Below are 19,496 nucleotides of genomic sequence, written 5' to 3' on the forward strand. Positions count from 1 at the left end.
TTAAATTTCATGCAAACAAAAGCTGAATTTATAAAAATAAAAAATTTAATATTCAAAAATATTTACGTATTTTAAGAATTATGTAATTTTCCTATATTTTGGATAGTGATATTGAATTACTCTATAATTTGAATTATAATATTATATATATTAATACAAAAATATATTTGTGTATTTAGATTTTAATTCATAAAATGAAAACTTTAATTTCTGATGCCGAGGCTACGGAATAACTTTTAAAAAAAAGAGGGGAAATACATTTAACTTATTAAGTATAATTACCAACAAATTAAGATGTTTTTATTTAATAAGTTTGAATTAAAAGTTTTAACATAGTAAGTATTAAAACCAATACAAATTTTACATGATAATATTGACAAGTAGATAATCGCTTGGTATCGATTTTACAAAACAGAAGAAGCTTAACCCTTACTACTGGATTAGTTATAGCATCAAAGTAGATTAAAAAAGGCATTTAGCGGGAAGCTGATTTAATAGAGATAGAATTATAATATCAAACTATTATTGATAAATTAAATCTGATAATGCAGATACAAAGTATATTTAATATACACCATCTTTTATTAGTGAAGTTATGATACCGAAAGCCCTATTACTTTTATCATTTCATTTATACTTGCGAATAATCAAACTGATATTCTCTTAAATGTGATGTCGGGAGCAAACCTGAAGGATTATGTCTATTAATATTTCTGCCAGTTTCAGATATTATATGAAGGTGTTTTCTAGCTCTCGAAGCCAATACATAAAGCATTTTTTTTGAATTTACTAAACCGTTAAGGTCTTGAAAATGTGGTACCCAACTTTGTATTAATCCAAATCCAATCACAGTATCATATTCAGTTCCCTTTACTCCATGAATTGTAGAGATTTTAATTCCTTCCCTTTGCTTAAAAACCTTCTTGAAATTGGAGATAGTATTAACTGAATCATTGCCTGCATCAATCAATTTTTTCATCCTTTTTGCTGAACTTTCAAAAAAAGAATCATAATGTTCTTGAAGTGAAGGATAATATGAAATTTTTAATTTTAAAAATTCCATTATTTTATTGAAAGCTTTTACCAAATACGTTACTCCCTCATTTTCTTGAATTTCAAGTGAGTTACAAAATTTTAGGAATTCCTTTTGTGTAATTTCATCTACGTTGACACCAGCCGCTGATAGGTCATGTAGAATTTCTTTTGCCCATCGTAGTCGGCGAATATACATATTTGGCGAAGGTTCGGTGAGCACAATTCTTGATAGTTTAAACCAAAAATTATCTATATCTCTTGCAAACGGAGCCATACCCGGTCCATCAAAACTATAGTCTGGCAATCTTACCATTAGTTTTCTTGTAAGGCTGGCTAACGGAATCCACTGTGGAGCAGCAATACATATTTCATTTGGCGAAATCCCTTTTTCTGTAATATTGTAAAGTATTAATCGGGTAATTTCATCTACAATAAGAGTGTGATTAACTACATCGTTAAAAGTAATAACACTAGCAAAATCTGATAATTTTCCTTTTGCTACTATTTTATTGGGAAAAGTTTTATAGTGATCAAAGTATGCTATAATTATCGCAGATGATCTATAATTATTTTCTAGATGGTACTCTGCGAAAGGTAGAGTTGTTAGCTGTTCCATTTTGACTTTTGGCATTGAATATCCACCTAAAGTATCAAAAATGGATTGGTTTGGATCACCAACTATAAAAAGTTTGCTATGCCCTTTACCCGCCTTTATAATAGAAAATATAATGTGGTACTGAATATCTTTAGTGTCCTGAAATTCATCTACTAATAGGAAAGGGAAAATATTTGATAAAATTTTACAAATTGCAGGCTGTTCCTTTAAAATTAGATAGGAATAGTAAAGTATTTGCTCATAATCAATCTGATGGTTTTGTTTTAATTTCGTTAAATACTTGCTTAAAACATTTCCTATGGATCGGTGCTTTTCCGTTTCCAAACTCGCAATCTTATATTCTGTAGTTGTTGCTATAAATTGACAGTCATAGTAGGTAATTCTTGGATTTGTTTCAGCTTGACATAATTCTGTAATCAATTCTTCAGCATCGTGAGAATTCAAAATTTTAAACCCATTTTTTAATTCGTCTATATGAAGTGAATATGGTCTCAATATCCACTCAGTACAGAAAGCATGAATTGTACCTATCCATAAACGTGATGTATCAACACCTAATAGTTCTACTCGATCCTTAATTTCGTCTGCCGCAGCATTTGTGTATGTAATTGCTATTATATATTCTTTTTCAGATTTTAAACGAGATAATTCGTAGGCAATTTTATAAGTTAACGTACGAGTTTTACCGCTGCCTGGACAGGCAATAAGTAAGGTATTATTATCCTTTTCGTAAATAGCATTTTCTTGCTCTGTATTAAGCTCGTCTTTTTCCCAAATAAACATATTACATATAGTCTAAGAAGTCCATAATCTGATCATCAGGAATGATAGCAGCTATGAGTACCATCATTCTATCTATTTCTATTTTTCCGTCAACATAATCACGTAGCTCTTTCCTCGTTTCAGCAAAATCTGCTACAGGAATTGATTCAGAATTTGCTTTTATACGGTATTCTACCACAGTTGCAATTAGTGATCTTGAAAATGATTGTTTGGCAAATATTATGGCATCAAGAATATAATCAGGAATTATAGTTTGATCAGTGATATATCCACCGAGCATAATTGCAAACCATCCTTTGCCTTCATTATTAGCCATTGTTAAAATTCTCTTGCCATACAATGCTATATCCTCAGAAGCTAAATCTGCACTGGCTTGAGTACGCTTTGCGGCTTGCGAATATATAATATTTACAAGATTGTCAACTTCAGGTGAGTTACCTGCGGTTACAAAATCGACTTCGAACGTATTTTCAGCATAAAAAACTGAAATCCAATCATTCTCATCAACAAATTCATCCAAGATTACTTTTCTATTTGCGCCAGATACTTGGGAGTTTTTAGCTTTAGTTTTAAATTGCTTTAGTTTATCTCCGTCTCCGTCTAAAATTGTAGTATCGATAAAAGCTTTATCTAAATCGGTTATGATACTGCATTTTCGTCTGATTCTCGAATCATGGAAAAGTTGAGCTACATTTGTAAATCCAGTACTTCCTATATTTATAAGACTAATTCCCAGTTCATCCAAACTTAGGCCTAAAACTTTTTTTACTAATAGAGGAATAAGTATTTCTTCAGCATCACCTTCCACAAGTATTACCCCTTTAGCGAAAAGTAAATTGCTTCTAACTGCATCAAGATAACGTTGTATTTGTGTGATTTTCTTTGTTGAAAGACCTGTAGAGGGTTGATAAACTTCCGCGAAATTTCTCTTTTTGGCTAAAATATTGATACTTGAAACGTCGCTAACCTCGGATATGTAGGTTGAATGAGTCGAATAAATTATTTGCGTATCACTATAGTCGAGCTTATCAAATAAAGTTTTTTGAATGTGAGTGTGAATGTGAGCCTCCGGTTCTTCTATAATCAGAAAATTTGCAAATGTTCCTTTTGTCTTACGATATCTATACTCCAATAATTTCAAAGTTAAAAAAATTAGGTTAGCGCCACCAAGACTTAATTCATGTATTCCACCTTCATAATCTTCTTCGGGTTCACCGACAAATAACTTTAATGATTGTAATAGCTTATCGGCTTCTTCCGACAGATTAGATTTAATGGATAATTTTGATGGTGAATAAGTTTCTCCTACGGCATCGCGGATAGTACTTTTTATATCATCCCTAATAATTTCAACATCTTTAAGAGTTTCTATACCATTATTTAGATCCTTAACCATTTTACTTATCGGCTCAAATTCACTTTCTTCAATATCCCCACTTTTACTTTTGAGCAGTGCTAGTAATGGATTTGTTCTATTATTGTGAAAATCACTTACAACATCACGTAGTGCTTGAATGAATGTAAAAGATATTTCTTTTGCCACGGATAATTGATTAGGAACTCTTACGCCATATAAAGATGAATCAAATATTGAAGGAAACTTAACGTTATCAAAGTCGCCAACTAAGTTTTTATATACTTCAGGATCACTAAAGTCAACTGTACTTTTCCCGAAAAAAACTGTTTCATAATTTTCGCGAATATCAATACTGTCTAATAAAGTTTGTAAACCACTTGCATCACCTTCGGCAAGTTCAGCAAGTCTAAGTCTAATGTCAGCTTTAGGACGAAAGTATAAATTATATGTTGCTTTACTATCTTCTTCTCCTTCTTCCAAAACAGCTGTACCATGAGCAAATAGAGCTTGTATAGCTTCATCTTTCGAGATTTCTTCAAATTCAATAGAAATTATAATCCAATGTCCTTTCCATGATTGCAAACTTCTATTAAAATCGCCTTCATCAAGTTTATAAGCAGAAGAATAAATACTATCATCAAGTAATAATCTTATTGCTCTGAAAAGATTAGTTTTTCCTGAGCCATTTTCACCTATTATAGTATTAATACCTTTTTTAAAATAAAAATTAGATTTTGCGAAATTTCGATAATTAACGAGGGTTACTTTTGATATATGCACGTCAGAAAATTTTTGTAAAAATCAAAAGTAACATTATTTGTTAAATAACATCAACATATTTGATATAAAGATTACAAGTAAACAATTTAATCAATGAAAAGCATAATATAAAAAAGCCTCAATTGGAGGCTTTTTTTTGTATTTTTAAAGCAGGTTTAATTGACGGGTTCTTATCTTCTGTCGAGTGCATTCTAAAAAAGTGTCATTATTGTAATCTTTGTTATTCTTTCCATAAATAAAGTTGTTTTAAACGTACGATATTGTTTGATTTTTTCTTGACATCATTTTATCAAAACACTATAATCTTCTGGTAACTCCGCATCAATATCCCTTAAATACTTTTCTAAAGCAACCATTGTATCATGACCTGTAATTAGCATTAGCTTACTTTTCGTTTCGAATGGAGATAATGTTTTTCGCATTTCACGATAAATCTTCGTAATAAAAGTATGTCGGAAAGAATAAATACCATATTCCTTTCCTAAAACAAAATAGGCTTTATCGCCATCTTTTACTTTTTTATTAAAAAAGTCTTTTAAAGCTTTAAATCTCTTTGTAAAGTAATCTCTTCTATTATCATCAGTTGCTTCCCAATCTGAGGGTCCTCCTTTTGGTGTAAAAATAAAATCGGCTGGATTATAATTTGCTAAAAAAGACAATTCTTCCATTAAGATATTTGGAATGATTTTAACTTTTACTAATTTATTTTTAGCTTTAACATTTAATGTTTGTTCTTTGAAATTTATATCTTCAACTTTTAAACGACAAACTTCAATAGGACGCAAGAAATTATAAGATACAAATTTGACAAACAACAATAAATTCGGATCATTATTTTTAAGATATTCATAAATGAATTCTAACTTCTCTTCAGAATAACTTTTATTTCTTTTTGGAGGAGCTTTTAATAGTTTTAATTTAGAAACAAAATTTGAAGGAATAATATCATTATCTTCAAAAAGTTGAAACATAGTTCGAATATCTGTTCTGGTATTATTTCTATTTCTCGGACTAGAAGTATCTAAGACTTGATTTAAATAATCTATTACTACCTTTTTATCAACTGAAGTTATAAACCTATGAGTAAAACCTTTACTTTCTAAATAAACTTCAAAACGTTTAATTCTAGATTTAAATCTAATAAACGAATTATCATTCATCATATTCTTTTTTAAATCCAATCCAAAAGCAAATGCGTCTTTTACAGACATAATCTCTGATTTGACATCTTCTGAGTCGTAAGGATTATAACCATCCTTTAAAATCCTTGATAAATTTCTTTTGTAGGTTTCTAAAATCTCTAATCGTTCTTCTTTGGTTTTATAATGATTAACGCCACCTTTTATAAAAGATTGTTTTTCTAATAAATCTGTTTTAGGGTTACGATAAGAAAAATAAACAAACCATTGTTTCTTTAACGCTTTTTCTTTTTGATCATTAGAATATTTAGACCATTTTGACACATCAATGCCACCAGTATAAATTTTAGGTTCGGTATATTTTCTTTTAGGCTTCAATTCAAAAACGTTTACTGTTTCGTTTACTGATGCCAAGATATGAAGAATTTTGGACATAAAAAAAAGGCTTTGAAAGTATTCAAAACCTTTTGTTTTCTAGCTTTACAAGCTTTTCTAATTTAGTAGCGGGAACAGGACTCGAACCTGTGACCTTCGGGTTATGAGCCCGACGAGCTGCCTACTGCTCTATCCCGCGATATATGGTAAAATCAATTTTTCAATTTTTCAGAACTAATAAAGAAAACTCCTTCTTAATTCGAGTGCAAATATACAACCTATTTTGATTCTGACAAGTAAAACATGAAAAAATATTTAATTATTTTGTATTCGTATTATCTTCAACAATTTACAAATCTACAAACAAGAGATTATCTTACAAATAAAATAGCACAAGTATGATTCTAAATTTGAATTAATCAAATTTTAAGTCTTACTTTTATATCATAAAATTTTAAAAATGCATTTCAAATATAAAATTATTTTCGGATTGACTTTTATGCTATCAACAGTATTTGCACAAAAAACAATTCATGGTCAAGCAGTTTGGGTGGCTTATACAGGACAATATAAATTAACAGAGAAGTTCGGCGCGCATTTAGAAGTACAATGGCGTGGCGACGCTAATTTTGAGCAAAACAGACAAAACTTATTCCGAATTGGCGGGATGTATTATTTAAACAACCAAACTACACTAAGTGCTGGCTACGGATTGATCAAAACCTACAAATCTTCTTTAAATGAATTTTTTACAGAAAACCGAGCTTGGGAACAAATTCAATACAATCACAATTGGAATGAAAACAAAAATACAATGACACATCGTTTTCGTTTAGAACAGCGTTTTGTAGATAATATTGTTTTAAATAGTGATGATATAGTGATAATTGAAGCAACCAATTATCAAAACCGATTGAGATATTTGAACCGAAATTTACTTCATTTATTCAATTTTAATGATGATAGAAATAAAGCGTATGCGATTTTACAAGACGAGCTATTTTTTAATTTAGGAGACAATAAAGTGAATGCGAATTTCTTCGATCAAAATAGATTTTTCCTTGGTTTCGGAATTAATTATGAAAACACCATTCGATTAGAGATTGGTTATTTAAACCATTTAGTAACTCCAAGAACAGGAAATGACATTATGAATCATAATGTTTCTATGAGTATTACACATAATTTAAATTATACGAATAAAAAGTAATTGAAGTTATAAAAAACAAAAATCCGTCAAGAAACATTTTCAAGACGGATTTTATATTTATTTGCTTTTGCCTTCGAGAGCCTCAGGCAACGCGATTACATCATTCCTGGCATTCCTCCGCCCATTGGGCTTGGACCTGCATCTTCTTTAATCTCAATTAAGGCACATTCTGTAGTTAAAATCATTCCTGCAACAGAAGCTGCATTTTCTAAAGCTACACGAGTTACTTTTTTCGGATCGATAATTCCAGCCGCTAACATTTGAACATATTCACCTGTTTTAGCATTAAATCCGAAATCACCTTTACCATCCATTACTTTTGCAATTACTACAGAACCTTCTCCGCCAGCATTTTCAACAATTGTACGTAATGGAGATTCGATTGCTTTGTTTATAATTTGAATTCCAGTTGCTTCATCAGCATTATCTGCTTTTAAATTTTCTAAAGCATTTTTAGCTCTCACTAAAGCCACTCCACCACCAGCAACAATTCCTTCTTCAACAGCTGCACGAGTCGCGTGTAACGCATCGTCTACTCTGTCTTTTTTCTCTTTCATTTCTACTTCAGATGCAGCACCAACATACAATACAGCTACTCCACCAGCTAATTTAGCCAAACGTTCTTGTAACTTTTCTTTGTCGTAATCTGAAGTTGAAGTTTCCATTTGTGCTTTAATTTGGTTCACACGACCTTTAATTAAGTCGGCTTCACCAGCACCATTTACAATAGTTGTATTATCTTTATCAATAGAAATTGTTTCAGCAGTACCTAACATCTCTAAAGTTGTATTTTCTAATGAATAACCACTTTCTTCTGCAATTACAGTTCCACCAGTTAAAATAGCGATGTCTTCTAACATTGCTTTTCTTCTGTCTCCAAATCCTGGGGCTTTCACAGCAGCAATTTTTAATCCACCACGTAATTTATTAACCACTAAAGTTGCCAAAGCTTGTCCATCAACATCTTCCGCGATAATTAACAACGGACGACTAGATTGCGCTACTGGTTCTAAAATTGGTAATAACTCTTGTAAGTTTGAGATTTTTTTATCGTATAATAAAACATAAGGGTTACTTAATTCAGCAACCATTTTATCCGCATCAGTCACAAAATAAGGAGATAAATAACCTCTGTCAAATTGCATTCCTTCAACAACGTCAACGTAAGTATCTGTTCCTTTCGCTTCTTCTACAGTAATCACACCTTCTTTTCCAACTTTCGTGAAAGCTTTAGCGATTAAATCACCAATAGTTTCATCGTTATTTGCAGAAATCGAAGCTACTTGTTTGATTTTCTCAGAAGAATCTCCAACAGATTGAGTTTGTTTCGCTAAATCGGCAACAATTGCTTCCACCGCTTTATCAATTCCACGTTTTAAGTCCATTGGATTTGCTCCAGCAGCTACGTTTTTCAAACCTTCTTTTACGATAGCTTGTGCTAAAACAGTTGCAGTTGTAGTTCCATCTCCAGCTAAATCGTTTGTTTTTGAAGCAACTTCTTTTACCATTTGCGCACCCATATTTTCTAATGGATCTGCTAATTCAATTTCTTTCGCTACAGAAACTCCGTCTTTAGTTACTGTTGGTCCACCAAATGATTTTGAAATAATTACATTTCTACCTTTTGGTCCTAATGTTACTTTTACTGCGTTTGCTAATGCATCCACACCACGTTTTAATCCGTCACGTGCTTCTATATCAAATTTTATATCTTTTGCCATTGTAATTTTTTGTTTTAATTTTTAAACTTTATACTTAATTCTTTTTTCTACTTACAGATTAAAGAATCGCATAAATTTCGTCTTCGCGCATAATTAGGTAATCTTTACCTTCGTATTTTAATTCGGTTCCTGCATATTTACCATATAAAACAGTATCGCCAACTTTTACAGTCATTGTATAATCAGCTTTGCCAGACCCAACGGCAACAACAGTTCCTTTTTGAGGTTTTTCTTTAGCTGTATCTGGAATAATAATTCCTGATGCAGTAGTTGTTTCTGCAGCAGAAGGTTCAATGACAACTCTGTCTGCAATAGGTTTAATATTTAATGCCATAATTATTATGAATTATTAGTTTATTTTTCGCTTTTGTTGCTGTCAGAAATTATGCCAAACGCCATTTTTGACAAATTTACTTAAATAAAAATGCCAGCACTGACAGGCTGGCATTTTATGATATAAATAGCAAAATATTATTTTGCAGAATCTACTGGTTTTGCAGCAGGAGTTTTTGCTGGTGCTGGAACAGCTGATTTCTCAGTTGCAGGAGTAGCATTCTCATCTACTAATTTAGAACCACCTGTACTTCCGTTGAAACTTAAACTAGATAATAAGATTAACAAGATTAATGAACCTCCTAAAACCCAAGTTGTTTTTTCTAAAAAGTCGGTTGTGTTTTTCACACCTCCCATTTGACCACCACCACCAAAAGATGAAGATAAACCTCCACTCTTAGGATTCTGAACCATAATAGTTAAGATTAATAAGAAACATACGATGATGATTAATGCTAAAAAAATTGTAAATGACATAACTTCTGTATTAATTATTTTGTTGTAAAATTTTTATATTTTTTATTCGGTCTGCAAAGAAACTACTTTTTTCTGGATATTTCAAAATTAAAATATCATAAGCTTGTATGGCTTTGGTATATTTTTTTTGTTCAAGATAAATCTGAGCCAAAGTTTCCGTCATAATCGACGAAGGCATTTCGTTGCTTTTGGCAATATTTGCTGGTATTGACGTACTATCTTTAGCTTGAGGTATTTTCGGATTTAATTCAATAAATTTTTCAATTAAATCGAATTTTTTTTCTAACTCTGACGATACTTCAGGCTTCTTTTCTTCTTCATCACGGACAATTGGTGAAATTTTAGACAATTGTAACCATTCTGAAAAGGAATGTGTTTCATTTTTTTCGAATTGTAATGGCTTTCCAATTTGTAATTCAGCTTCCACCATTTCATTTTGAGATTTTGGTTCTGTACTTGGAACAAATTCTGAACGAATTGTTTTTCCAACAGTAGAAATTGAATTTAAATCGACATCCAAGCCTTCTACCTGAACCAATTCAAAATCGGCAACAATTATATTCTGAATTTCAGCTTGGTATTTATCATACACTTCTTGTTGAAAAATTTTAAAATCGTCGGAAGTAATGAAATCGAACAACACACCTCTATCTGTTGTATGCGCAGCCGTTTTCTTTAATTCGTAATTGTATCTAAAACTTTCCTGATTATACAATCCTTTTAAGTACAAAGCGCGAGCACTTTGATAAAAAGGAAATTCTTGCACAATAGTCTCTAACACTAACGTTTGTTTGTCGTTAATAGCTTTAGAATTATTGAGTAAATTGATATAATCGTTTGTATTCATTTTTTATTTAGTGATTGGTGAATAGTAATTTGCAAATAGTTTCTTTACTAATTACTAGTCTACCATTTTGCTAAAGATTCATTAAAAATATCTTGAGTAATACGTTCGTAAATCACATCTAATGCAGCACTTAAAACGGAAGATGGCAACTGATTAGCCGGGTAATCGTAATAAAATGAGAAACGTCTTTCAAAATTATCATCTTCCGTATTTTTACTGGAATATCTTACATTAATAGTAATTGTCATTCTATTTTGCGAAGATTCTTGAGCCGCATTGGCCGACATTGGCGTGATACGATATTCAACAATTTCACCTTCGTATAACAAATCGCCACCAGATGTCACCAAATCTAAATTTGTTTGATTTAATATGGTGTTTTGTAATTTTTGTGTAAAAGTTCTTTCAATTCCAACTTCCACAATTTCGGCATTATTTGTAAAATAATTTACCTGAAAGGTTTTGGCGTTAATTTTACCAGTTCCTGTAAAGTTATATTTCACATTACAACTTACAAGCGTAAACAAGGCTAAAATTGCAATAATTTTTATGTTTAATTTCTTCATTTATCTTACAAATCAAATTGTTTAATTTTTCTGTATAAAGTTCTTTCAGAAATTCCTAATTCGTCAGCCGCAGCTTTTCTTTTTCCTTTATTTTTTTCTAACGATTTTTTAATTAATTCTATTTCTTTCGCTTCTAAACTTAACGTTTCCGTTTCGTCTATTGTTTCAGCATACAAGTAATTATTATTGAAATCGTCATCGTCATCATCAAATTCTTCTTGTTCTATTTCCTCTTCTTCAGGTAAAACCTTAATTTTCGATTCTTGTTCAAAAATAGTATTTTTTTCTTCAGAACCTCCATAAATTTTCTGAATCAGCGATTTATTATTTTCTTGAACTTTTGCGTTTCCATTTTGCATTAGTTCTAACGTTAATTTTTTCAAATCGGTTAAATCGCTTTTCATATCGAACAAAACTTTATACAAAATTTCGCGTTCGTTACTAAAATCGGAAGTGCCTTTTTTCTCACCAACTACTTGTAACGAATTACTATCAGAACTTGGTAAATACGATTTTAAAGCAGCGAGAGAAATATCTCTATTTGCTTCTAAAACCGAAATTTGTTCCGCCGAATTTCTCAATTGTCGGATATTTCCGCTCCAGCGATAATGCATTAAATAATTTACTGCATCATCCGACAATTTAATCGGAGGCATTTTGTATTTGTGTGCGAAATCGGCCGCGAATTTTCGAAACAACAAATGAATATCTTCTTTTCTTTCGCGTAAAGCAGGTAAATTAATTTCGACAGTGCTTAATCGGTAATACAAATCTTCACGGAATTTTCCTTTTTCAATGGCTTCTAACATATTTACATTAGTGGCCGCTACAATACGAACATTCGTTTTTTGTACTTGTGATGAACCTACTTTTATAAATTCGCCATTTTCTAAAACACGTAGTAGACGAACTTGTGTCGTTAGAGGTAATTCTCCAACTTCATCTAAGAAAATTGTTCCACCATCAGCCACTTCAAAATACCCTTCACGAGTTCCTGTTGCACCAGTAAACGAACCTTTTTCATGCCCGAAAAGTTCCGAATCAATTGTCCCTTCCGGAATCGCACCACAGTTTACTGCAATGTATTTCCCGTGTTTTCTGTGTGATAACGAATGAATGATTTTAGGAATACTTTCTTTTCCCACACCACTTTCACCAGTTACCAATACAGAAATATCTGTAGGAGCAACCTGAATGGCTTTTTCTACCGCACGATTGAGTTTTGGATCGTTTCCAATAATCTCAAAGCGTTGTTTTATATTTTGAACTGATTCCATATATATTGTTTCAGGTTTCAAGTTTCAGTTTTAAAAATTAAACTTGAAACAAAAAATTTAATTCATAATTTCAGAATATCCAACTGCTTCACCAATTAAGGTTCCACTTGTACAATCAGATATTTTAACCATTACGAAATCTCCTGGTTTATAATTTTCTTTTGGAAAAACCACCACCGTACTTTGTGAGTTTCTTCCACTCCATTGTTTATCTGAACGTTTAGAATCTTTTTCTACTAATACTTCAACAGTTTGACCAATAAAACGTTTTGTACGTTCTAAAGCGATGCGTTGTTGTACCTCAATAATTTCGTTTAAACGACGTTTTTTCACTTCTTCAGGAACATCATCTTCCATTTTTCTGGCAGCTAAAGTTCCTGGTCTTTCCGAATAAGAGAACATAAATCCGAAATCGTATCGAACATATTCTAATAAGCTTAATGTATCTTGATGATCTTCTTCTGTTTCTGTTGGAAAACCAGCAATAATATCTTGCGATAAAGTAATATCTGGAATAATTCTGTAAATATTATCAACCAACGTCATGTATTCTTCACGAGTATGTTGGCGATTCATTTCTTTAAGAATTCTGGTACTTCCACTTTGAACTGGTAAGTGAATATAATTACAAATGTTATGGTGTTTTGCCATGACTTCAATCACTTCAATATGCATATCTTGTGGATTTGAAGTGGAGAAACGAAAACGCATTTTTGGAAATTGCGTCGCACATCTGTCTAATAATTGAGCAAAATCTACTGAAGTTGCTTTTTGCATTTCACTAGCTTTTTCGAAATCTTTTTTCAATCCGCCACCATACCAAAGGTAACTGTCTACATTCTGACCTAATAAAGTAACTTCTTTAAAACCTTTACTCCATAAATCTGCAATTTCTTCTACGATACTTTCTGGTTCACGACTACGCTCACGACCACGAGTAAAAGGCACTACGCAAAACGTACACATATTATCGCAACCACGAGTTATCGATACAAATGCTGTAATTCCGTTGCTACTTAAACGTACTGGAGAAATATCTGCATACGTTTCTTCACGAGAAAGAATTACGTTTATCGCATCACGACCATCTTCAACTTCTTTCAATAAATTCGGAATATCTTTGTAAGCATCTGGTCCTACAACCATATCTACAATTTTTTCTTCGTCTAAAAATTTTTCTTTTAAACGTTCTGCCATACAACCTAAAACGCCAACCTTCATTTTCGGGTTAATATCACGTTTTACGGCATTATACATTTGTAATCGCTTACGAACGGTTACTTCTGCTTTATCTCTAATTGAACAAGTATTAACCAAAACCAAATCTGCTTCTTCTAAAACTTGAGTAGTATTATATCCTTCATTTGCCAAAATAGAGGCCACAACTTCACTATCCGCAAAGTTCATTTGACAACCATAGCTTTCTATAAATAACTTTTTTTGGTTTTCTTTTTTCGTTTCCAAAACCATTGAAGTTCCTTGTTTGCTTTCTTCTATAACCTTTTCTTCCATAACCAGTATTATAATTTTATTTTCGAAAACTATTCTTTCGAAAATTCAGTCTGCAAAGATAGTACTAAATTTTACTATCTGCCAAATTGTCAGCATCAGTTTAACAAAATATTTTAAAAAATCTTCGCGTATACAAAAAACTAAAAAAATCAAAAAAACTACACCTATATATATTAATCAAAAAAAAAATATACTTTTGCCAAATCAAATAAATGAAAATGGCGAAGAATTTAGTTATCGTGGAGTCACCTGCAAAGGCAAAAACCATAGAAAAATTTTTAGGAACAGATTTCCAAGTGGAATCAAGTTACGGACATATTGCAGATTTACCTTCAAAGGAAATTGGTGTAGATGTGAACGATAACTTCAAACCTAAATATGAGGTTTCTCCGGATAAAAAAGCACTAGTAAAAAAATTAAAAGACTTATCAAAGAAAGCCGACATGGTTTGGCTAGCTTCCGATGAGGACCGCGAGGGAGAAGCAATTTCTTGGCATTTAGCTGAAGAATTAAAATTAGATCCTGCAAAAACAAAACGTATTGTTTTTCACGAGATTACAAAAACTGCCATTTTAAAAGCGATTGAAAATCCGAGAGATATCAATTATAATTTAGTAAATGCACAACAAGCTCGTAGAGTTTTAGACCGTTTAGTAGGTTACGAATTATCACCAGTACTTTGGAAAAAAGTAAAAGGTGGTTTATCTGCTGGTCGTGTACAATCGGTTTCAGTTCGTTTAATTGTAGAACGTGAACGCGAAATTCAAAATTTTAATGCAGTTGCGAGTTATTCTATTAGTGCCGAGTTCACAAACGAAGCTGGAAAAACGGTTAAAGCGAAACTGAGTAAAAATTTCAATACGAAAGAAGAAGCGAAAGCCTTTTTAGAAAAAAATATAAAAGCTGATTTTAAAGTTGCCGATTTAGAAACTAAACCAACTAAAAAATCACCAACAGCGCCATTTACAACTTCTACTTTACAACAAGAAGCTGCTCGTAAATTGTATTTACCTGTTGGAATTACCATGCAAATTGCACAACGTTTGTACGAAGCCGGTTTGATTACTTACATGAGAACGGATAGTGTAAATCTTTCTGAAGAAGCCATGTCAGCGGCACAAGCTGAAATTACTTCTTACTACGGAAAAGAATACAGCAAACCAAGAAACTACAACAACAAATCAAAAGGCGCTCAAGAAGCTCACGAGGCTATTCGTCCGACAGACATGAGTCGTCATACAGTTGATATAGATAGAGACCAAGCACGTTTATACGATTTAATTTGGAAACGAACTTTAGCTTCACAAATGAGTGATGCAGAATTGGAACGTACGAATGTGAAAATTTCTGCAAATACACATAATGAATATTTTTCTGCAACGGGTGAAGTAATCAAGTTTGATGGTTTCCTAAAAGTATATTTAGAAGGTAATGATGACGATGAAGAAGAACAAGAAGGCATGTTACCAGCTTTAAAAGTTAACGAAAAACTTAATAATAAATTCATTGCTGCAACGGAACGTTTTACCAGACCAGCAAGCAGATATACAGAAGCATCTTTAGTAAAGAAATTAGAAGAATTAGGAATTGGTCGTCCATCAACATATGCACCAACTATTTCTACAATTATCAATAGAAACTATGTTGAAAAAGGTAGTTTTGAAGGTGCGGAAAGAAAATACGAACAATTGACTTTAATTGCTAACGAGATCAAATCGCAAACTTTAAAAGAAAATTCTGGTTCAGATAAAGGAAAGTTAGTTCCAACTGATATTGGAGGAATTGTTACCGATTTCTTAGTAAAAAACTTCGAAACCATTTTAGATTATAATTTCACTGCGAAAGTGGAACAAGATTTCGATGAAATTGCAGCTGGAAATGAAGATTGGCATAAAATGATGAGTACTTTTTACAATCATTTTCACCCAATTGTAACTAAAGTGGAAACAACTGCAGAACGCGAATCTGGAGAACGTATTTTAGGTACGGATCCAAAATCTGGAAAACCAGTTTCAGTTCGTTTAGGAAAATATGGTGCGATGGCTCAAATTGGCGCTATTGACGATGAAGTAAAACAATTTGCAAGTTTAAGAGCAGAACAAAATTTAAGTAATATTACTCTAGAAGAAGTTTTAAATTTATTTTTATTACCAAAATCTTTAGGAACATACGAAGGAGAAGAAATTGAAGTGAATAACGGTCGTTTTGGGCCTTATGTAAAGTTTGGTACGCAATTTATTTCTTTAGCAAAAGGTGAAGAGCCATTAGACGTTACAATGGACAGAGCTATCGAATTAATCGAAGAAAAAACAAAAGCAGACGCACCAATTGCAACTTATGATAACTTACCAGTTCAAAAAGGCGTGGGTCGTTTTGGACCTTTCTTAAAATGGAATGGTATTTTTATTAATGTCAATAAAAAATATAATTTCGATAATTTATCTCAAGCTGATATTAACGAATTAATTGAAGACAAGCAACAAAAAGATATCGACAAAGTACTTCATAATTGGACAGAAGAAGGTATCAAAGTTGAAAAAGCACGTTGGGGAAGATCAGTAATTACGAAAGGAAAAATAAAAATCGAATTAAGTAAAGACATTGATGCTACCAAACTAACTTTGGAAGAAGTTAAAGAGATGATTGAAAAGAAATCTCCAGCAAAAAAAACAGCGGCAAAAAAAGCTCCTGCTAAAAAAACTGTAGCTAAAAAGAAATAATATTTTAGTATTTATACATTACTAATCTAATAGAAAGAGAAAATTATGATATTCGAATATTTACAACCTGTATCGGAAGAAATTCAGAAATTTACAGAAAGTTTATCTAATCAAACATTAGGTAAAAAGGTTGTGATGCATACTGAAACCGATTATCCAAATTTAGAAAATATTTCAATAGCCATCATTTGTGCTAATGAAAATAGAGCTGCTGATTTATATAATGAAGATTATGATTTTGACAATTTTAGAAAAACACTATATAGCTTATTTCCAGGAAACTGGAATAAAGGAATAGCCGATTTAGGTGATATTTTAGTTGGAAATGAAACAAGTGACACTTATTTTGTGTTAAAAACCATTTGTGCCGAATTAATTAAACAAAAAATTATACCTTTGGTAATTGGTGGCTCACAAGATTTAACTTATGCGATGTATCGTGCATTTGATAATTTAGATCAAATGGTTAATTTAGTCGCTATCGATAATAAATTCGATTTTGCTAAAGAAGAAAAATTAGAATCTGATTCGTATTTATCAAGAATAATAATTGAAGAGCCTAATAATCTGTATAACTTCAGCAGTGTGGGATATCAAACATACTACACCTCACAAGAAGAAATAGATTTAATAGAGAAATTATATTTTGACACCTACCGATTAGGCGAAATTACTAAGAATCCAGCAATAGTTGAACCTATTTTCAGAGACGCTGACATTATCAGTTTAGATTTGAAATCGGTAAAATCTTCAGATTCTGGAAACACAATTGAATTTTATCCAAACGGATTTGACGGAAGAGAAATTTGCGCTTTAGCAAGATACGCCGGAATTAGCGATAAGGTAAGTGTATTTGGTATATTCAATCAGTTTTATACCAAAAATGAAAACGAATTAATTGCACAAATTGTATGGTATTTTATGGAAGGATATCATCTAAGAAGTTACGAATATCCGTTCGAAGAGAAAACAAATTATAACAGATATATTGTTTTAGCTGAGGACGAAGAGTTGGTTTTTTACAAAAGTAATCGATCAGAAAGATGGTGGATGGAAATAAATTATAATACTATATACAATAAAAGTGTTAAAAAAACGTTATTACCATGCACAAACGATGATTATATAGCGGCATGCAATGCAGAAATACCAGAAAGATGGTGGAAAGCGCATAAAAAAAGCTATTAAAACATCGTTAAAAGTGCAATATTTATCGATAAAAAACATTTTTTTTAGTTTTTTTTAAGATAGCTATTGTATATGTCAAAATAAATAGATAGGTTTGAACCCTAAAATAAAATAAATTTATATAACCCAATTAATATGAAAAAGTTTTTAGTATTATCGGCAGCATTAGCTTTATTTACAAGCTGTGGAAAAGGCGATAAAGGTGAACTGGTAGGAGTTAAAGGCAAGAAGTGGTTTTCTGAAAAGCCATTTGGTATGTCACTTATACCTGGAGGTTCTTTTATAATGGGTAAGTCAGATGATGACGTTGCCAATGTACAAGATGCTCCAACTAAGACTGTTACTGTTCGTTCATTCTACATGGATGAAACAGAAATTACAAATAGTGAATACCGCCAGTTCGTAGAATGGGTGAAAGATTCAACTATTAGAACAAGATTAGCTATCCAAGCTGAAGAATCTGGTGCAAAACCAGCTGAAGGTAAAGGTGGAAAAAATGCTGGAAGCATTGGTGATTTCGCTTTTGCTGATACAGATCCAGAAAAAATGACTGCATATGACAAATATATGTACGAAAACTATTATAGTGTTGGAACTGATAAAGATCCTTATGCTAATAGAAAAACGAATAAAAAAGTAAAATTAATTACTGAAACTGCAAAATATCCAGATGCGGATTATGTTGAAGTAATGGATTCTATGTATTTACCAGAATCAGAATCGTTTAATGGGTTAAAAACGATTGATGTGAGTAAATTAAAATTCAAATACAATCAAGTAGATTTAAATAAAGCTGTAAAGAAAAAAGGTCGTAAAAACTTCTATGAAGATGCACCACCTTTAGAAATATATCCAGATACTGCTGCTTGGATTAAAGATTTTGCATATTCTTACAATGAACCAATGCATAACGATTACTTTTGGCACCAAGCTTACGGAGAATATCCAGTAGTTGGAGTTTCTTGGAAACAAGCAAAAGCATTCTGTGCTTGGAGAACATTATACAAAAACTCTTATGTTAAAAAACAAAAAGGTAGAGATCAAGTAAACTCTTTCCGTTTACCAACTGAAGCAGAATGGGAATATGCTGCAAGAGGTGGAATTGAATCAGGAACTTACCCATGGGGCGGTCCTTATGCTAAAAACGACAGAGGATGTTTCTTAGCTAACTTCAAGCCAAACAGAGGAGATTACGCAGCAGATGGTGCTTTATACACTGTTGAAGCTAAATCTTACGAGCCAAATGATTTCCATTTATACAACATGGCTGGTAACGTTTCTGAATGGACTGAAACATCTTATGATGCTGGAGCTTATGAATTCGTATCTACTATGAATCCAAACGTAGCTGACGCTAAAAATCAAAGAAAAGTGGTTCGTGGAGGATCTTGGAAAGATGTTGCTTTCTTCTTACAAGTATCAACTCGTGATTTCGAATATGCAGATTCTGCAAGAAGTTACATCGGTTTCAGAACAGTACAAGATTACATGGGTACTGATGCAACTGCAACCAGACCAAAATAATAAACAAAAGAAAATTTAAACAAGAATTAACTTAAC

At 31.9% G+C, this 19,496-nt stretch carries 14 protein-coding genes and 1 tRNA gene; 4 read left to right on the forward strand and 11 right to left on the reverse strand.

Features of this window, described 5'->3' with window-relative positions; genetic code table 11:
• Window positions 1-631 precede the first annotated feature (631 nt).
• The 4 genes from BMX42_RS05110 to BMX42_RS05125 form a co-directional block, all read right to left on the reverse strand.
• On the reverse strand, window positions 632-2,434 hold the full coding sequence (locus BMX42_RS05110) for a UvrD-helicase domain-containing protein (RefSeq protein WP_091309812.1): 1,803 nt from the start codon (window positions 2,432-2,434) through the stop codon (window positions 632-634).
• Window position 2,435: 1 nt separating this feature from the next.
• The gene (locus tag BMX42_RS05115) at window positions 2,436-4,571 is read right to left on the reverse strand and encodes an ATP-dependent nuclease (protein ID WP_091309813.1); all 2,136 of its coding nucleotides are present in this window, start codon (window positions 4,569-4,571) and stop codon (window positions 2,436-2,438) included.
• A 281-nt stretch (window positions 4,572-4,852) separates the two neighbouring features.
• On the reverse strand, window positions 4,853-6,145 hold the full coding sequence (locus BMX42_RS05120; RefSeq protein ID WP_091309816.1) for a tyrosine-type recombinase/integrase: 1,293 nt from the start codon (window positions 6,143-6,145) through the stop codon (window positions 4,853-4,855).
• 66 nt (window positions 6,146-6,211) lie between these two features.
• A tRNA-Met gene (locus BMX42_RS05125) sits at window positions 6,212-6,284 on the reverse strand.
• Between the two features lie 261 nt (window positions 6,285-6,545).
• Between BMX42_RS05125 and BMX42_RS05130 the strand changes: the two genes are divergently transcribed.
• Complete coding sequence (locus tag BMX42_RS05130; protein WP_091309819.1) at window positions 6,546-7,295, forward strand: DUF2490 domain-containing protein; 750 nt, start codon at window positions 6,546-6,548, stop codon at window positions 7,293-7,295.
• Between the two features lie 95 nt (window positions 7,296-7,390).
• On the opposite strand, the gene groL is transcribed toward BMX42_RS05130, so the two are convergent.
• The 7 genes from groL to miaB all read right to left on the reverse strand — a co-directional run bounded on the left by groL (window position 7,391) and on the right by miaB (window position 14,028).
• Window positions 7,391-9,016 (reverse strand): chaperonin GroEL, encoded by a 1,626-nt coding sequence (groL, locus tag BMX42_RS05135; protein WP_091309823.1) that lies wholly within the window; start codon window positions 9,014-9,016, stop codon window positions 7,391-7,393.
• Between the two features lie 58 nt (window positions 9,017-9,074).
• On the reverse strand, window positions 9,075-9,350 hold the full coding sequence (locus BMX42_RS05140) for a co-chaperone GroES (protein WP_091309826.1): 276 nt from the start codon (window positions 9,348-9,350) through the stop codon (window positions 9,075-9,077).
• A gap of 137 nt (window positions 9,351-9,487) precedes the next feature.
• Complete coding sequence (gene secG, locus BMX42_RS05145) at window positions 9,488-9,826, reverse strand: preprotein translocase subunit SecG (protein ID WP_091309830.1); 339 nt, start codon at window positions 9,824-9,826, stop codon at window positions 9,488-9,490.
• Between the two features lie 10 nt (window positions 9,827-9,836).
• Window positions 9,837-10,673, reverse strand: a complete 837-nt coding sequence (locus BMX42_RS05150) for a tetratricopeptide repeat protein (protein ID WP_091309833.1) — start codon at window positions 10,671-10,673, stop codon at window positions 9,837-9,839.
• Window positions 10,674-10,732: 59 nt separating this feature from the next.
• A complete protein-coding gene (gene lptE / locus BMX42_RS05155; RefSeq protein ID WP_091309837.1) occupies window positions 10,733-11,239 on the reverse strand; it encodes an LPS assembly lipoprotein LptE in 507 nt (168 codons plus the stop codon).
• 5 nt (window positions 11,240-11,244) lie between these two features.
• Window positions 11,245-12,516 carry a sigma-54 interaction domain-containing protein gene (locus BMX42_RS05160; protein ID WP_091309840.1) on the reverse strand — a complete coding sequence of 424 codons (1,272 nt, stop codon included), beginning with the start codon at window positions 12,514-12,516 and terminating at the stop codon, window positions 11,245-11,247.
• Between the two features lie 57 nt (window positions 12,517-12,573).
• Window positions 12,574-14,028, reverse strand: coding sequence for a tRNA (N6-isopentenyl adenosine(37)-C2)-methylthiotransferase MiaB (gene miaB / locus BMX42_RS05165; protein WP_091309844.1), 1,455 nt, complete (start codon window positions 14,026-14,028; stop codon window positions 12,574-12,576).
• Window positions 14,029-14,246: 218 nt separating this feature from the next.
• Here miaB and topA point away from each other — a divergent pair, with 218 nt between their 5' ends.
• The 3 genes from topA to porK all read left to right on the forward strand — a co-directional run bounded on the left by topA (window position 14,247) and on the right by porK (window position 19,460).
• Complete coding sequence (gene topA, locus BMX42_RS05170; protein ID WP_091310898.1) at window positions 14,247-16,748, forward strand: type I DNA topoisomerase; 2,502 nt, start codon at window positions 14,247-14,249, stop codon at window positions 16,746-16,748.
• A 45-nt stretch (window positions 16,749-16,793) separates the two neighbouring features.
• The gene (locus BMX42_RS05175) at window positions 16,794-17,936 is read left to right on the forward strand and encodes a formimidoylglutamase (protein WP_091309847.1); all 1,143 of its coding nucleotides are present in this window, start codon (window positions 16,794-16,796) and stop codon (window positions 17,934-17,936) included.
• A 135-nt stretch (window positions 17,937-18,071) separates the two neighbouring features.
• Window positions 18,072-19,460 carry a T9SS ring complex lipoprotein PorK/GldK gene (gene porK / locus BMX42_RS05180; RefSeq protein ID WP_091309851.1) on the forward strand — a complete coding sequence of 463 codons (1,389 nt, stop codon included), beginning with the start codon at window positions 18,072-18,074 and terminating at the stop codon, window positions 19,458-19,460.
• Window positions 19,461-19,496 lie beyond the last annotated feature (36 nt).

This window comes from Flavobacterium terrigena (assembly GCF_900108955.1).
Taxonomy (GTDB): Bacteria; Bacteroidota; Bacteroidia; order Flavobacteriales; family Flavobacteriaceae; genus Flavobacterium; species Flavobacterium terrigena.

Bases quoted from the DNA above. Each gene is read 5' to 3' on its own strand.
- BMX42_RS05110 (WP_091309812.1), bottom strand. From the start codon at position 2,434: ATGTTTATTTGGGAAAAAGACGAGCTTAATACAGAGCAAGAAAATGCT.
- BMX42_RS05120 (WP_091309816.1), bottom strand. From the start codon at position 6,145: ATGTCCAAAATTCTTCATATCTTGGCATCAGTAAACGAAACAGTAAAC.
- BMX42_RS05130 (WP_091309819.1), top strand. From the start codon at position 6,546: ATGCATTTCAAATATAAAATTATTTTCGGATTGACTTTTATGCTATCA.
- groL (WP_091309823.1), bottom strand. From the start codon at position 9,016: ATGGCAAAAGATATAAAATTTGATATAGAAGCACGTGACGGATTAAAA.
- BMX42_RS05140 (WP_091309826.1), bottom strand. From the start codon at position 9,350: ATGGCATTAAATATTAAACCTATTGCAGACAGAGTTGTCATTGAACCT.
- secG (WP_091309830.1), bottom strand. From the start codon at position 9,826: ATGTCATTTACAATTTTTTTAGCATTAATCATCATCGTATGTTTCTTA.
- BMX42_RS05150 (WP_091309833.1), bottom strand. From the start codon at position 10,673: ATGAATACAAACGATTATATCAATTTACTCAATAATTCTAAAGCTATT.
- lptE (WP_091309837.1), bottom strand. From the start codon at position 11,239: ATGAAGAAATTAAACATAAAAATTATTGCAATTTTAGCCTTGTTTACG.
- BMX42_RS05160 (WP_091309840.1), bottom strand. From the start codon at position 12,516: ATGGAATCAGTTCAAAATATAAAACAACGCTTTGAGATTATTGGAAAC.
- miaB (WP_091309844.1), bottom strand. From the start codon at position 14,028: ATGGAAGAAAAGGTTATAGAAGAAAGCAAACAAGGAACTTCAATGGTT.
- topA (WP_091310898.1), top strand. From the start codon at position 14,247: ATGGCGAAGAATTTAGTTATCGTGGAGTCACCTGCAAAGGCAAAAACC.
- BMX42_RS05175 (WP_091309847.1), top strand. From the start codon at position 16,794: ATGATATTCGAATATTTACAACCTGTATCGGAAGAAATTCAGAAATTT.
- porK (WP_091309851.1), top strand. From the start codon at position 18,072: ATGAAAAAGTTTTTAGTATTATCGGCAGCATTAGCTTTATTTACAAGC.